Consider the following 13936-nt stretch of genomic DNA (forward strand, 5'->3'; position numbering starts at 1 on the left):
ACGCTAGATCGTCAGGCCTTGCTCGTCGAACCGATGAAGCTTCGTTTCGTTCGGCGTCAGATAAATGCGGTCGCCATGGCGTGCCCCAAACTCACCGTCGCAACGGGCGTTGATCTGCCCAATCCTTTCGACGTTGACGTGAAGGAAGGTATCGGACCCCAAGTGCTCGGCGACAGTTACGGTGCCGCTCCATAGGCCGCTTTCGTGCGACAGCGTGAAATGCTCCGGGCGGATGCCGACCGTCTTGGCGCCCTTCGCGCGAGCGAACTCACCTTCGATCAGGTTCATGCGCGGGGAACCGATGAAGCCTGCGACGAAGAGGTTGCGTGGCCTGGAATAGAGTTCCAGAGGCGAACCCACCTGCTCGATGTTGCCGCGGTTCAGGACGACGATCTTGTCCGCCATGGTCATGGCTTCGATCTGGTCGTGCGTGACGTAGATCATCGTCGTCTTAAGCTGGTTGTGCAGCTCGCTGATTTCGAGCCGCATCGTGCCGCGAAGAGCGGCGTCGAGGTTGGAGAGCGGCTCGTCGAAAAGAAAAGCCGAAGGTTCGCGAACGATCGCGCGACCGATTGCGACGCGTTGCCGCTGCCCGCCCGAAAGCTGCGACGGGCGGCGTTCGAGGTAGTCGGTGAGGTTCAGGATGCTCGCGGCATCTTGAACCTTCTGGTCGATCACGGCCTTGTCCACTTTCGCCATCTTGAGCGGAAAGGCGATATTGTTGCGCACGCTCATGTGCGGATAGAGGGCGTAGGACTGGAACACCATGGCAAGGCCCCGTTGCGCCGGCGCCTTCTGCGTCACATCCTTTCCATCGATCAGGATCTGGCCGCCGCTGACGTCTTCCAGACCTGCGATCAGGCGCAACAGAGTCGACTTGCCGCAACCGGAGGGTCCGACGAAGACGACGAATTCGCCGTCCTGGATCTCGAGGTCGATGGACGGGATGACCTTTGCTTCGCCGAATGACTTTGACACCTTGCTGAGCGTGATGCTGCCCATGTCCGTCTTCCTTACTTAACCGCGCCGAAGGTCAGGCCGCGAACGAGTTGCTTCTGGCTGAACCAGCCCATGATCAGGATTGGCGCGATCGCCATGGTGGAGGCGGCCGACAGCTTCGCCCAGAACAGGCCCTGTGGGCTGGAGAAGGAGGCGATGAAGGCCGTCAACGGCGCTGCGCTGGTTGTGGTGAGGCGGATCGTCCAGAAGCTCTCGTTCCAGGCGAGGATGATGTTGAGGAGAAGCGTCGAGGCAATTCCCGGAACGGCCATGGGCGTCAGCACGTAGACGATCTCCTGCCACAGCCCCGCTCCGTCCATCCGCGCGGCTTCGAGGATCTCGCCCGGTATCTCGCGGAAATAGGTGTAGAGCATCCAGATAACGATCGGCAGGTTGATCAGCGTCAGCATGATCGTCAGGCCGATGCGCGTATCAAGAAGCCCAAAGTCGCGAAACATCAGGTAGATCGGCACCAGCACGGCAACAGCCGGCATCATCTTCGTCGATAGCATCCACATCAGCACGTCCTTCGTGCGTTTTGTGGGCGAGAACGCCATGGCCCAGGCAGACGGGATGCCGATGACCAGCGCCAGGATGGTGGAGCCGACGGAGAGAATGACCGAGTTCATGAACGGCTTGATGTAGTCCCGCTGGGTCTGCACCGTCACGTAGTTCTCGAACGTGAAGGAGGGGATCAGGTTGAAGCCGGCGATCGCTTCAGGCTCGGTCTTGATGCTGGTGATCAGGGTGTAGAGGATCGGAAAGAAGATCACGAGGGCAACGGCCCAGGCGGCGGCGGTGGCGATGATCTTGTGCCGGGTGGTGACTGCGCGTGCCATGGTCTTCCCCTATCGGTCCAGGTTTCGGCCCACCGCGCGCATCAGGAAGATGGCGACGATGTTGGCGAGGATGATGGCGATGATGCCGCCCGCAGACGCACCGCCGACGTCGTAGCCGAGCAGCGCGGTGCGGTAGATCAGGAAGACCAGGTTGGTGGAGGCGTAGCCGGGTCCGCCATTGGTCGTAACGAGGATTTCCGCGTAGACGCCCAGCAGGAAGATCGTCTGGATTAGGATGACGACCGTAATCGCCCGGGCGAGATGCGGCAGGGTCAGATAGATGAAGCGGTTGAGGACGTTGGCGCCGTCCATCTCGGCCGCCTCCTTCTGCTCGCTGTCGAGCGACTGAAGAGCGGTCAGCAAGATGAGCGTCGCGAAGGGCAGCCACTGCCAGGCAACGATGATGATGATGGCCAGCAGTGGGTACTGGGCAAACCAGTCGACAGGCTGCAGACCCAGCAGGCGATTGATATCCGCCAGCACCCCATAACCGGGATGCATGATCATGTTCTTCCACACCAGCGCCGCAACCGGCGGCATGACGAAGAAGGGCGAGATCACCAGGATGCGCACGATCCCCTGCCCGAAGACCGGCTGGTCGATCAGAAGTGCAATCAACGTTCCACCGACCACCGTGATCAGCAGCACGCCACCGACGATCATCAGGGTATTCCAGACCGACTGGAAGAAGGCGGGATCCGTGTAGAAGAAGCGGTAGTTGAAAAGACCGGCGAAGCTGACATTGGCCGGATTGAGGAGGTTGTAGTTCTGGAACGAGAACCACAGCGTCATCGATAGCGGTACAATCATCCATACCAGAAGAAGGATGACGGACGGCGCCATCATCAGGCGGGCCAGCCCTCTCGTATTCTGTGTTGCCATCCTGGCGCCCTCCTCCAAATGCCGCGGGTTCCGATCGTCGAGGACCGAGGCGGCATGTTCTTCGCTTAACGAGGCAGACTGGAAAAAGGCCGCCCGACGTCAAGCCGGGCGGCAACTGCTCGGGAGGAGCTTACTTGATGTAGCCGGCGCGGGTCATCTCGCGCACGGTCGCGGATTGCGCCTGGGCCAGCGCATCATCGACGGAAGACTGGCCCGCGACCACTGCCGAGAACAGCTGGCCGACATTCGTGCCGATCGCCTGGAATTCGGGGATCGCTACGAACTGGCCACCCGTGTAGGGCACCGGCTTCACCGACGGTTTGGTGATGTCGGCGGCGTTCATGGCTGCAAGAGTGGGTTCTGCGAAGGCGGCAGCCTTCTTGTATTCCTCGTTCTCATAAAGCGAGGTGCGGGTACCCGGAGGAACGTTGGCCCAGCCTTCCTTGGAAGCCACGAGCTCGGTGTATTCCTTGCTGGTTGCCCAGGCGATGAACTTCTGTGCCGCTTCCGCCTTCTGCGAGCTCGCCGGGATGGCAAGGTTCCAGGACCACAGCCAGTGGCCATGATTGTCGACACCTTCCTTGGACGGGAAGATCGCATAGCCGACTTTATCGGCAACCGTCGAGTCATTGGGGTTGGAAACGAAGGACGCCGCCACCGTGGCATCCATCCACATGCCGCACTTGCCCTGCTGGAAGAGCGTCAGGTTCTCGTTGAAGCCGTTGGAAGAGGCACCGGCCGGGCCTGCGTCCTTCATCAGGTCGACATAGAACTGCAGAGCTTCCTTCCATTCCGGCTGGTCGAACTGCGGCTGCCAGTTCTCGTCGAACCAGCGTCCGCCGAAGGAATTCGTCAGCGCCGTGATGAAGGCCATGTTCTCGCCCCAGCCGGCCTTGCCGCGCAGGCAGATGCCGTTGATGTCGGCATCACGATCGGTGATCTTGCGCGCGGCGTCTGCGATGAACTCCCACGTCGGGCTTTCCGGCATTTCCAGGCCAGCCTTCTCGAACAGGTCGGTGCGATACATGATCATCGCCGACTCGCCGTAGAAGGGTGCCGCATAGAGCTTACCATCGACGGTGAGGCCGCCACGGATGGCAGGAAGCAGGTCGTCGATATCGTAGTTGTCGCCAAGGCCGCTGAGCTCGGTCAGCCAGCCCTGCTTTGCCCAGATCGGAACTTCGTAGTTGCCGATCGTCATGATGTCGTACTGGCCGCCGGAAGTCGCAATATCCGTCGTCACGCGCTCCCGAAGGACGTTTTCCTCCAGCGTCACCCATTCGAGCTGGATGTCTGGGTTCTTCGACGTGAAATCCTCCGTCAGCCCCTGCATGCGGATCATGTCGCCGTTGTTGACGGTTGCGATGGTGAGCGTTTCGGCCGAAGCCATGCCGGCGAGAGCCAGCGCCGAGCACGCGCTCAGCAAGATCGTCTTCAAAGTCATATCTTCCTCCCGAAGATTGAGTTGAGCATTCGCTTTGCCCATGGGCAATTACTCATTGAACAGGCGGCGAAGTCAATTCGGATTCCGTGCTGCACCGCAACGGAAATCCACAAGTAGATGAAAATCTAGAGAAAATTCTGCTTGCTACATGAGCAGTTGCTCGGCTGTCTTCTCGTCCGTGATCAGGCCGTTGATCAACCGGCCTCTTAAGGCCGCCTTTAGCGCCGTGAGCTTTCGGGGCCCTTGAGCCAATCCGATGACGCAGCAGGTTTCGATGGAGGGGATAGGGACGCTGGCAACTCGGTCGTTGATCGAATCGGATAGAAGCCGGCCTTCGTGATCGTACATCCAGCCACATATCTCCCCCGCGGCCCCTTCCGATACGAGGTTCTCCATTTCCTCCCGCCCGAGGAACCCATCGACGCAAAGCGGCCCCTCCGGGCCAAGTTCGCCAATGCCGACGAAGGTGACGTCCGCCTGCGCGCCCAACGCAAGAGTAGACCGCACCAGCGCCTGCTCATGAAGCGTTTCGCGTTCTTCCGGTGATGAGCAGAGAACCGGTAAGGGCATGGGGAAATGTCGTGACTTGATCGCGTCGGCCATGGAGAAGATGACATTGTAGTAGGCCGCCGAACCGTCGGGTCCGATATTTCCCGTCAACGAAACGATCCGATGCTGGGGGCAGTCCATCGGCGGCAACTGATCGACGGCAGCCTTCAACGTGCGGCCCGTGCCGATCGCCAGGATGGTGGGTTCCTGACGCTTCAGCCAGCGCTCGATCTCGGCGGCACCGGCCTCTGCGATGCCAACCGTGGTGGAACTTCCCATCGGGTCGATGGGTACGACCTCGACCTGACGAAGGCCGAACCTGCGCTTGAGCGCTTCGCCGCGTTCCAGACAGGCGGCAATCGGATGGTCCAGCCGGACCTTGATGAGACGTTCGGCCACGGCGAGCGAAACCAGTCGCTGCGCTGACTGCCGGGAAATTCCCATGGAAGCGGCAATTTCGTCCTGGGTGCGGCCCGCGACGTAATAGAGCCAGCCGGCCCTTGCCGCATCATCCAGCCGCCCATGCACATCGGATCGTCTCGCCACTTTCGAACCCCTCCCCGGCGCAATCAATGCTCCCATGTTTGCCGATCCCCCGCCAAACGGCAAGGAGAGACCAGCAATCAGGAAACCTGCACCAGGTGTCCGTGCGAAACTTCCCTGTAATGTCGGGCAGGGGGCACGTAGTCTACCGGGCGTATGGGGCTCTTGATCTCATCGGTGGATATGTTTCGCTTGAGACCCCGCCGAGAAGGATCGGGGATCGGCACTGCCGCCATCAGCTTGCGCGTATAGGGATGTTGCGGGTTCTCAAAGACGGCGGCCCGGGGGCCTATCTCGACGATCTCGCCGAGATACATCACGGCGACCCTGTGACTGACCCGCTCGACGACGGCCATGTCGTGGCTGATGAACAGATAGGCGAGCTTCAGGCTCTGCTGCAGGTCGAGCAACAGGTTGCAGACCTGCGCCTTGATGGAGACATCGAGCGCCGAAACCGCCTCGTCCGCGACGATCACCTTCGGATCGAGCATCAGCGCCCGCGCAATCGCGATACGCTGCCTCTGCCCGCCGGAGAATTCGTGCGGGAAGCGCCGCATCATCTCGGCCGACAGCCCCACTTTCTCCAGAAGATCCGCCGCCTTGTCGCGTGCCTGCTGCTTGGAACCGAGGCTATGCTCGACATAAGGCTCCATGACCGCCGAGCCGATGCTCATGCGCGGATTAAGGCTTGCGAAGGGATCCTGGAAAACCATCTGGATCGACCGCCGCATCGTCCGCAGCGCGTGCTTGTCGAGGCTCATCACATCGAAGCCGTCAATCATGATCTGGCCGCTCGTGGGGGTAATCAGCCGCGTGATCGATCTTCCGGTGGTGGACTTGCCGCAACCCGACTCGCCCACCAGCGACAGCGTCTCGCCCTCGAGGAGGTCGAAGGACACCTTCTCGACGGCATGGACAGCACCTGTCTTGCGGCCGAAAAGCCCGGAATGGATATCGAAACGGGTGGTGAGGTCGCGCACCTGGAGGATCGGAGTCTTGCGACGCGAGACGGTGTCGGTCACATCCACCTGGATCTGCTGCTCTCCCGTCTTCACGTCGATGAGCGGAAACCGCTGCGGGAGCGTCCGCTGCACCATGGAACCGAGACGCGGTACAGCCGAAAGCAGCGCTCGCGTATACGGGTGCTGGCCTCGGTGGAATATGTCGCCGGTCGCGCCGGACTCCACCACTTCGCCACGGAACATGACCATGGTCCGATCCGCGACTTCGGCAACGACACCCATGTCATGGGTAATGAAGAGGACAGACATCCCCTCCTCGTCCTGCAGTGTCTTGATGAGATCAAGGATCTGTCCCTGGATGGTCACGTCCAGCGCCGTCGTCGGCTCGTCGGCGATGAGCAGCTTCGGCTTCGACGCCAGCGCCATCGCGATCATCACGCGCTGGCGCATGCCTCCCGAGAACTGGTGCGGAAACTCGTCGTAACGACTCTTTGCATTCGGGATTCGCACCTTTTCGAGTAGCCGGACGACCTCGGACTTCGCATCTGCCCTGCTGATGTCTCTGTGAACCGTCAGTGCCTCAGCGATCTGCTTGCCAATCGGGAAGATCGGGTTGAGCGAGGTCATCGGCTCCTGGAAGATCATCGAGATCTCATTGCCGCGAACCTGCCGCATCTGCTCGTCAGGCAGCGTCAACAGCTCACGGCCCGCAAGTCGGACGCTGCCCTCGATCCGGCTGGAAGCCTTCGGCAGAAGGCGCATGATCGACAGCGAGGTGACGCTCTTGCCAGATCCGGATTCGCCGACAATGGCGACCGTCTCCCGCGGACCAACGTCGAAGGAGACGTTGCGGACAACGGTCTGCCACCGGTTCTCGACCTTGAACGAGGTGCTGAGGTCACGCACCGAAAGCACCGTCCCCGCTGCTTCGCCGGGTCCTTCCGTGGAGGTTTCCGCGAGAGACATTCCACTCTCCCTGTCAGGGGGCTGCGACGTCAGGCGGCCAGCGCCGTCTCGGCAAGGTTGACCCAGTAGCTGATGCCGTAGGGGAGCGCCTCGTCGTTGAAGTCGTAGGCCGGATTGTGGAGGCTGGCAGTATCGCCGTTGCCGATGAAGATAAACGCGCCTGGCCTCCGCTCAAGCATGTAGGAAAAGTCTTCGGCACCCATGTGCGGCGCCATATCCGTGTCCACCGAGCCCGGCCCGCCGACTTTTGCGGCGATCCCGGTTGCGAACTCCGTTTCCGCCTCGTGGTTGAAGGTCACCGGATAGCCGCGGCGGTAGGCGATATCGGCCGTTGCACCATGCGCAAGCGCCGTCGCCTGGACCAGTTCCTTCAGCCGCTTTTCTGCGAAATCTCGCGTCTCGGGCAGAAGCGTGCGTACTGTCCCGCCCAGGCTGACGGTATCGGGGATGACATTGTTGGCATCCCCGCCATGGATGGAGGCGACGGTGACTACGAGCGACTTCAGCGGATCGGTCTGCCGGGACACGATCGACTGCAATGCCACCACGATATGACCAGCCGTCAGCACCGGATCGACGGAAAGATGGGGTTGCGCCGCATGGCTGCCGCGCCCGGTGACGGTGATTTCGAATGTATCGGCCGCAGCCATGACCGAGCCCTTGCGGATCGCAAACTGCCCGAGAGGCAGGCCGGGCGAGTTGTGCATCCCGTAGACCTGGCTGATGTTGTGCTTCTCGAGGAAGCCGTCCTGGACCATGGCGAGCGCTCCCGCGCCGCCCTCTTCCGCAGGCTGGAAGATCACTGCCACGGAGCCCCTGAAGTTGCGGGTTTCTGCCAGATATTGCGCCGCCCCAAGGAGCATGGCGGTATGGCCATCATGGCCGCAGGAATGTGCCTTTCCCGGCGTCTTCGATGTCCATGGCTTCCCGCTCGTCTCCAGGATCGGTAGCGCGTCCATGTCGGCTCGGAAACCGATCACGTTCCCCTCACCGTAACGTCCCTTGATGATACCGACGACGCCCGTGCGGCCGATGCCGGTCTCGACGACATCACACCCGAACGACCGGAGCTTGTCAGCGACAAACGCTGCCGTCTGGTGCACGTCGTAGAGTATCTCCGGGTGCTCGTGCAGATGACGCCGCCAACTCGCAACGACTTCCTGCATTTCAGCGGCGCGATTGAGGACAGGCATGCAAACCCCGTTCTTGTTTGATCATTTCCGACTGTTCGTGGTGGATACTGTGCAGCCAGACCGGGTCTTGGCAAGCGTCAATTTTCGCGCTTGAACGCAAAATAGGCCTATGCTTAGATGGCCCAAAATTTGGTCAGGCACAACTGGGAGTGCATGACCAGCCACGCGACCATCAGCTCTACCTCAAGGAGGATACGAGACCGCCGTCTGCGAAACCAACGACTTATAAGATCGAATTTGCAGCGGCAGTGATACCAGCCGGGAACTGGCGGCCGGACCGATCACAACCCTAACGATAAACATAAGGGGACAGCAGCATGAAGACCTTCAATACCCTGCTTGCGGGGACTGTAGCATGCTTGGCACTTTCGACATCGCTTGCCCATGCGGAGCGAGGCGCCGACGGTGAGCTCAAGATCCTGTTCTGGCAGGCAGTGTCCACCATGAACCCCTTCCTGTCGGCAGGCACCAAGGAAGTCTATGCCTCGTCGATGGTGATCGAGCCGCTGGCCCGCTACGACGAGAAGGGCGAGCTCGTTCCCTGGCTGGTGACGGAGATCCCGACGCTGGAGAACGGCGGCATTTCGGAAGACCTGCTCAGCATGACATGGAAGCTGATGCCCGACCTGAAATGGTCGGACGGGTCTGCCTTCACGGCCGATGATGTCGTCTTTACCTGGAAATACTGCACGGCACCGGATGGCGGTTGTGCCCAGCGCGCCCAGTATGAAGGGGTGAAGAACGTCGAAGCGGTCGATCCTCAGACGGTCAAGGTGACCTTCGAAGAACCGAAGCCTTATCCCTACAGCGCCTTTGTCGGCGCCCAGTCACCCATCATCCAGGCCGCGCAGTTCAAGGATTGCCTTGGAGCCAAAGCCCCCGGCTGCACGGATGACAACTTCAAGCCAGTCGGCACCGGCCCCTTCGTCGTCACGGACTTCAAGCCAAACGACGTGATCACGTTCGAAGCCAATCCGAACTATCGCGATCCGGACAAGCCGGCCTTTGCTTCCGTTACCTTGAAGGGCGGAGGCGACGCAGCTTCAGCCGCGCGCGCCGTGCTCGAAACCGGTGAGTTTGACTATGCGTGGAACGCCCAGGTCGAGCCGGAAGTGCTGGAGGCGATGATGGCCGCCGGCAAGGGCCGACTGGAGATCTCCTTCGGCACCCAGGTCGAACGCATCAACATCAATTTCACCAATCCGGATCCCGCCCTCGGCGACAAGCGCTCGACGAAGGAAGCCGGTCCGCATCCGTCGTTGAGCGATCCCGCCGTCCGCCGCGCGCTGTCGCTGGCGATAGACCGCGACATCATCGTCGAAGCGGGCTACGGTCAGTCGGGCAAGCCCACCTGCAACATTGTGCCGGCGCCCGAAGCAGTCGCCTCCACCAAGAATGACAGCTGGTGCCTGAAGCAGGATATCGAAGCGGCCAACAAGCTGCTCGACGATGCCGGCTGGGCCCGCGGTCCCGATGGCATCCGCGCCCAGGATGGCGTCCGCCTCTCCTTCCTCTACCAGACCTCCACGAACTCGGTCCGTCAGGCGACGCAGGAACTGGTCAAGGCGATGTGGGCGGAGATCGGCGTCGATGCGGAACTCCGCAATGCCAGCGCCTCGGTCTTCTTCGGCGGCGACCCAGCAAGCCCCGACACCTTCCAGAAGTTCTATGCCGACGTCGAAATGTATACCAACAACTTCGACGGAACTGATCCGGAGAAATATCTGGCAGAGTGGCTGTGCGACAAGATGCCGTCGCCCGAGAATGGCTGGCAGGGTCAGAACATCCCCCGCTACTGCAATCCCGAGTACGACAAGCTCGTCGGCGAACTGTCCCGGACATCGGATCTCGACAAGCGGGCGGAACTTGCCAAGCAGCTCAACGACATGCTGACCGAAGAAGGCGCCCATATTCCGCTTGTCCATCGCGGCGACCAGTCGTCATTCGCGGTTACCCTGGACGGCATCCTCATGAATTCCTGGGACTCCCAGGTCTGGAACATCGCCGACTGGCATCGCAAGAAGTAAGGAGCGGCCGGGGTTTCCAGCATGAGCCCCCGGCATCCCTTCTGCGCTGGCACATCGCCGGAGCGCCCCGGCGATGGTCGCAGTTTCAGAAAACCTGCAGCCTTGAAGACCCCGAAGCGGGCACCAAGTTGCAGTCCGGGGAGCATCGATGTTCACATACACGCTGCGGCGATTGTTGTTTGCGATCCCGACCCTGCTGGTCATCAGCTTTGTCATTTTCGCGCTGCTCGACCTTGCACCGAACGACCCTACAGGCGACCTGCCACTCACCATCCCGCCGGAAGTTCGCGAGCAGATCCGCGCCTCGCTCGGCCTCGACCAGCCCTTCCTTGTTCGCTACCTCCGCTGGCTGCAGCAGTTCTTCATCAACGAACCGCTGAACATCCTGGAAAGCATGACCGGCTGGCAATTCGGCGATGGCGAGCGCATGCGGGTCCTTTCATGGGCGACGCGAAGCCCGGTCGTCGATCTCATCGTCCAGCGCCTGCCGCAGACGCTGTGGGTGGTCGGCCTCGCCTATCTCTTCGGCATATTGATCGCCATTCCGATCGGCGTGATCTCCGCCTACAAGCAGTATTCCATCTTCGACCAGATCGGCACCTTCGTCTCCATGGTCGGCTATTCCGTGCCGACCTTCTTCACCGGCGTCCTGCTGATCGTCATCTTCTCCTCCTACCTGCAGTGGTTTCCCTCCGTCTACGACACCAATCTCCGGGTCACGGACTTCTCGAGCTTCGTCGCGCAGATGCGGCAGATGGCGCTGCCGGTCGCCGTACTGGCGCTCTACAACGCCTCCCAGATCGCCCGCTTCGTCCGCGCCTCGATGCTGGACAACCTGCATCAGGACTACGTGCGAACCGCCCGCGCCAAGGGCGTGAAGGAAAAGGCGGTGCTGCTTGTACACGTGCTCCGCAACAGCCTGATACCCGTAGTGACGGTCATTGCGCTCGGCGTGCCGACTATCTTCTCCGGCGCCATCATTACCGAACAGATCTTCCGCGTGAACGGCCTCGGCCAGCTGCTGATCATCGCCATTCAGGGCGCAGACATTCCGCTGGTCCAGACACTGACCTTCATCTTCGCGGTGCTGATCGTCCTCTTCAACCTGATTGCCGATGTACTTTACGGCATTCTCGATCCGAGGATCCGGTATGACTGACACGGTACTCCCTGCAGTTCCGGCAAAGGCCGAAAGCCCGGCCCGCTCCGCCGCCCGCGACATATGGAGACAGTTCCGCGCCCACAGGGGCGGTGTCATCGGCCTTGGCGTCTTCGTCTTCATCGTCCTGGCGGTCTATGTCGGACCCTATATCCACACCGTCGCACCGAACGCGATCAACATCCGCGACAAGAACCAGTGGCCCTCTCTGGCGCATCCCTTTGGAACCGACAATCTCGGCAAGGACATGCTGGCACAGGTGCTCGCCGGCGGGCGCATATCCCTCGCCGTCGGCATCACCGCAATGCTGCTGGCCCTATTTCTCGGAACGCTGGTCGGCTTGCTCTCCGGCTACTTCCGGCGGCTGGACGGACCATTGATGCGGGTGACCGATCTCTTCCTTGCCCTGCCGCTACTGCCACTGCTGCTCGTCATCATCATGCTTTTTCGCGATACGCTGCGGGCCTCGTTCGGACCGGAGACCGGCATATTCATCCTGATCGTCTTCGTCATCGGCATCACCAGCTGGATGCACACCGCCCGCATCGTCCGCGGCGACGTGCTGGCGGTGAAGAGCCAGGAATTCGTCACTGCCGCCAAGAGCAGCGGGATGCGCGAACATCGCATCATCCTACGTCACATCCTGCCGAACGTGCTGAGCTCCATCATGGTCTCTGCCACCCTCGGCATCGCATCGGCGATCATCACCGAATCGGCGCTGAGTTTCCTCGGTCTCGGCTTTCCGTCCGATTTTCCGACCTGGGGGCGGTTGCTCTATGACGGTGCCAACTTCATGCAGCTCACACCCTCACGCGTACTCTGGCCGGGGCTGGCTATCTCGCTGACGGTCCTGAGCGTCAACTTCATGGGTGACGCAATTCGTGACGCGCTTGACCCTCGAACGCTCAAGCGCTGACGAGATTCCGGGCCCGCCGAAAAAAAACGAAAATATCTTCAGACGAGAGGAACGTTCCGGAGAGATGGTCGTTATGTGGATGTCTGGAAGCACCCCCCGTCCCCCGCCCTACAAAGCTTCCAGACATACTCTTCAGTCCCCCTCGAAGAGATGAGTTGGCTCGGTTCCCCTGGAACCGGGCCAATTCTGCATCTGGCTCAGGACACCCTCTCCTGTATGAGCGACTTCAGCCTTCGTCGGTCACGCCTAGTTCCAGCGGGAAGGTCAGGTGGTAGGAAATGCGGTCTTTAGCGATGATATATTCGGCCTTCCCGTTGACCGATGCGGGAACCACGCGCTCAAGGACGGTGCTGCCGAAATGCGCCTTCATGTCCTGCGGGTCATTTTTCTCGTCTGCGGCGAGCGAAAGCGGCTCATTCCAGACCATTTGCACCATGTCATGGCCGTCAATGCGCTTTCGCGTGCAGGACACTTCGATTGGCAGGCTGCTGCGCAACAGCGAGCCGTGGCTGACTGCGTTGACGATCAATTCGTGCAGCGCCAGCCCCAGATGAAGCGACGCATTGGGGCTCAGCAGAAGATTGGCCCCCCTGACGCTCACCAGATCCCGATTCTCCGGAAGATACTTCTCGGTCTGCTGCTGCACGAGGTCGAAGAAATACGCCCCGCGCCAACTCGAATCCGTGATCAGGTCCTGTGACTGCGACAGCGAATAGAGCCGTCCGCGGAACTTGTGAAGGAAGAGATCTAACGATCCCGAATAGCGCGCAGTCTGCAGCGCTATGCTCTGGATGATCGCGAGCAGGTTTTTCGACCGGTGGCTCACCTCGCGCAACAGCGCCCGCAGGAGACGCTCGCGATGCCGCTCTTCCGAGCGGTCCACGATGGTCGTCACCAGGTGAAGCCCGCCATGAGCGAATTCCACGGCCTGAATCCGGAACTCGAAAAATTGCTCCGCCCCGACCATCACCTCAAGCTGGCCTTTCTGGCCGGCCTCGAGCATTTCCGCCTTCAGCGACGTCAGGCGCGCGGCAACTTCTGCTCCGAAGAGATTGTTGTCGGTGGGTGAGGCGAGCGTGCCGCTCTCCCAGCCATCCGGAAGCCATACCTCTGGAAGGTTAGCGACGAGAAGATAATCGTGGCGAGCATCCTGGATGATGACGCTGGCGCCGAGATCGACCAACGCAGGCAGCAGAAACTCTCGCAACTTGTCATCACTCTGACCAGCTCGCTGCCATGTCAGCGGATGCACCAATTTCTCACCTCGTCCAACTTGAAGGAAAGAACCGGCAACACCCGCGCACTTTCCCGACCTGCCTTTGTCCTTATAGAGACTGGCAACCGGGGCAACAACCCGCCAATCTGTCTCCGAGGAGCCAGGGGTGAATGGGGAGACGCTCGATGGGTTCCCCACTCAAATGATTTACGCTCAAAAAATAAAAAGGCTGGAAATCTGC

General features: G+C 60.8%; 11 protein-coding genes. 3 read left to right on the top strand and 8 right to left on the bottom strand.

What is annotated here, in order from left to right; translation table 11 throughout:
• Window positions 1-3 precede the first annotated feature (3 nt).
• The 7 genes from ACEPP2_RS09990 to ACEPP2_RS10020 form a co-directional block, all read right to left on the bottom strand.
• Window positions 4-1002 (bottom strand): ABC transporter ATP-binding protein, encoded by a 999-nt coding sequence (locus ACEPP2_RS09990; protein ID WP_395516507.1) that lies wholly within the window; start codon window positions 1000-1002, stop codon window positions 4-6.
• Between the two features lie 11 nt (window positions 1003-1013).
• A complete protein-coding gene (locus ACEPP2_RS09995) occupies window positions 1014-1838 on the bottom strand; it encodes a carbohydrate ABC transporter permease (protein ID WP_142587262.1) in 825 nt (274 codons plus the stop codon).
• Between the two features lie 9 nt (window positions 1839-1847).
• Window positions 1848-2720, bottom strand: a complete 873-nt coding sequence (locus tag ACEPP2_RS10000; protein ID WP_395516508.1) for a carbohydrate ABC transporter permease — start codon at window positions 2718-2720, stop codon at window positions 1848-1850.
• A gap of 130 nt (window positions 2721-2850) precedes the next feature.
• A complete protein-coding gene (locus tag ACEPP2_RS10005; protein ID WP_077549885.1) occupies window positions 2851-4164 on the bottom strand; it encodes an ABC transporter substrate-binding protein in 1314 nt (437 codons plus the stop codon).
• A 144-nt stretch (window positions 4165-4308) separates the two neighbouring features.
• Window positions 4309-5259, bottom strand: coding sequence for a sugar-binding transcriptional regulator (locus ACEPP2_RS10010; protein ID WP_077549782.1), 951 nt, complete (start codon window positions 5257-5259; stop codon window positions 4309-4311).
• Window positions 5260-5336: 77 nt separating this feature from the next.
• Window positions 5337-7184: an ABC transporter ATP-binding protein gene (locus tag ACEPP2_RS10015; RefSeq protein WP_395516509.1), complete on the bottom strand. Its 1848-nt coding sequence runs from the start codon at window positions 7182-7184 to the stop codon at window positions 5337-5339.
• Window positions 7185-7213: 29 nt separating this feature from the next.
• Window positions 7214-8377: a M20 aminoacylase family protein gene (locus ACEPP2_RS10020; RefSeq protein ID WP_395516510.1), complete on the bottom strand. Its 1164-nt coding sequence runs from the start codon at window positions 8375-8377 to the stop codon at window positions 7214-7216.
• A 317-nt stretch (window positions 8378-8694) separates the two neighbouring features.
• Between ACEPP2_RS10020 and ACEPP2_RS10025 the strand changes: the two genes are divergently transcribed.
• From ACEPP2_RS10025 to ACEPP2_RS10035, 3 genes are all read left to right on the top strand, one after another.
• Entirely contained in the window at window positions 8695-10404 is a 1710-nt protein-coding gene (locus ACEPP2_RS10025) for a peptide ABC transporter substrate-binding protein (protein ID WP_395516511.1), read from the top strand.
• Window positions 10405-10552: 148 nt separating this feature from the next.
• Window positions 10553-11563 (top strand): ABC transporter permease, encoded by a 1011-nt coding sequence (locus tag ACEPP2_RS10030; RefSeq protein WP_077549786.1) that lies wholly within the window; start codon window positions 10553-10555, stop codon window positions 11561-11563.
• A complete protein-coding gene (locus ACEPP2_RS10035; protein ID WP_281976451.1) occupies window positions 11556-12479 on the top strand; it encodes an ABC transporter permease in 924 nt (307 codons plus the stop codon). Before ACEPP2_RS10030 ends, ACEPP2_RS10035 begins: the two co-directional genes overlap by 8 nt.
• Window positions 12480-12705: 226 nt before the next feature.
• Here ACEPP2_RS10035 and ACEPP2_RS10040 read toward each other — a convergent pair whose 3' ends face one another.
• Window positions 12706-13686: a sensor histidine kinase gene (locus ACEPP2_RS10040; protein WP_395516512.1), complete on the bottom strand. Its 981-nt coding sequence runs from the start codon at window positions 13684-13686 to the stop codon at window positions 12706-12708.
• Window positions 13687-13936: the final 250 nt, after the last annotated feature.

The organism is Pseudorhizobium flavum (assembly GCF_044142885.1).
GTDB lineage: Bacteria > Pseudomonadota > Alphaproteobacteria > Rhizobiales > Rhizobiaceae > Neorhizobium > Neorhizobium flavum.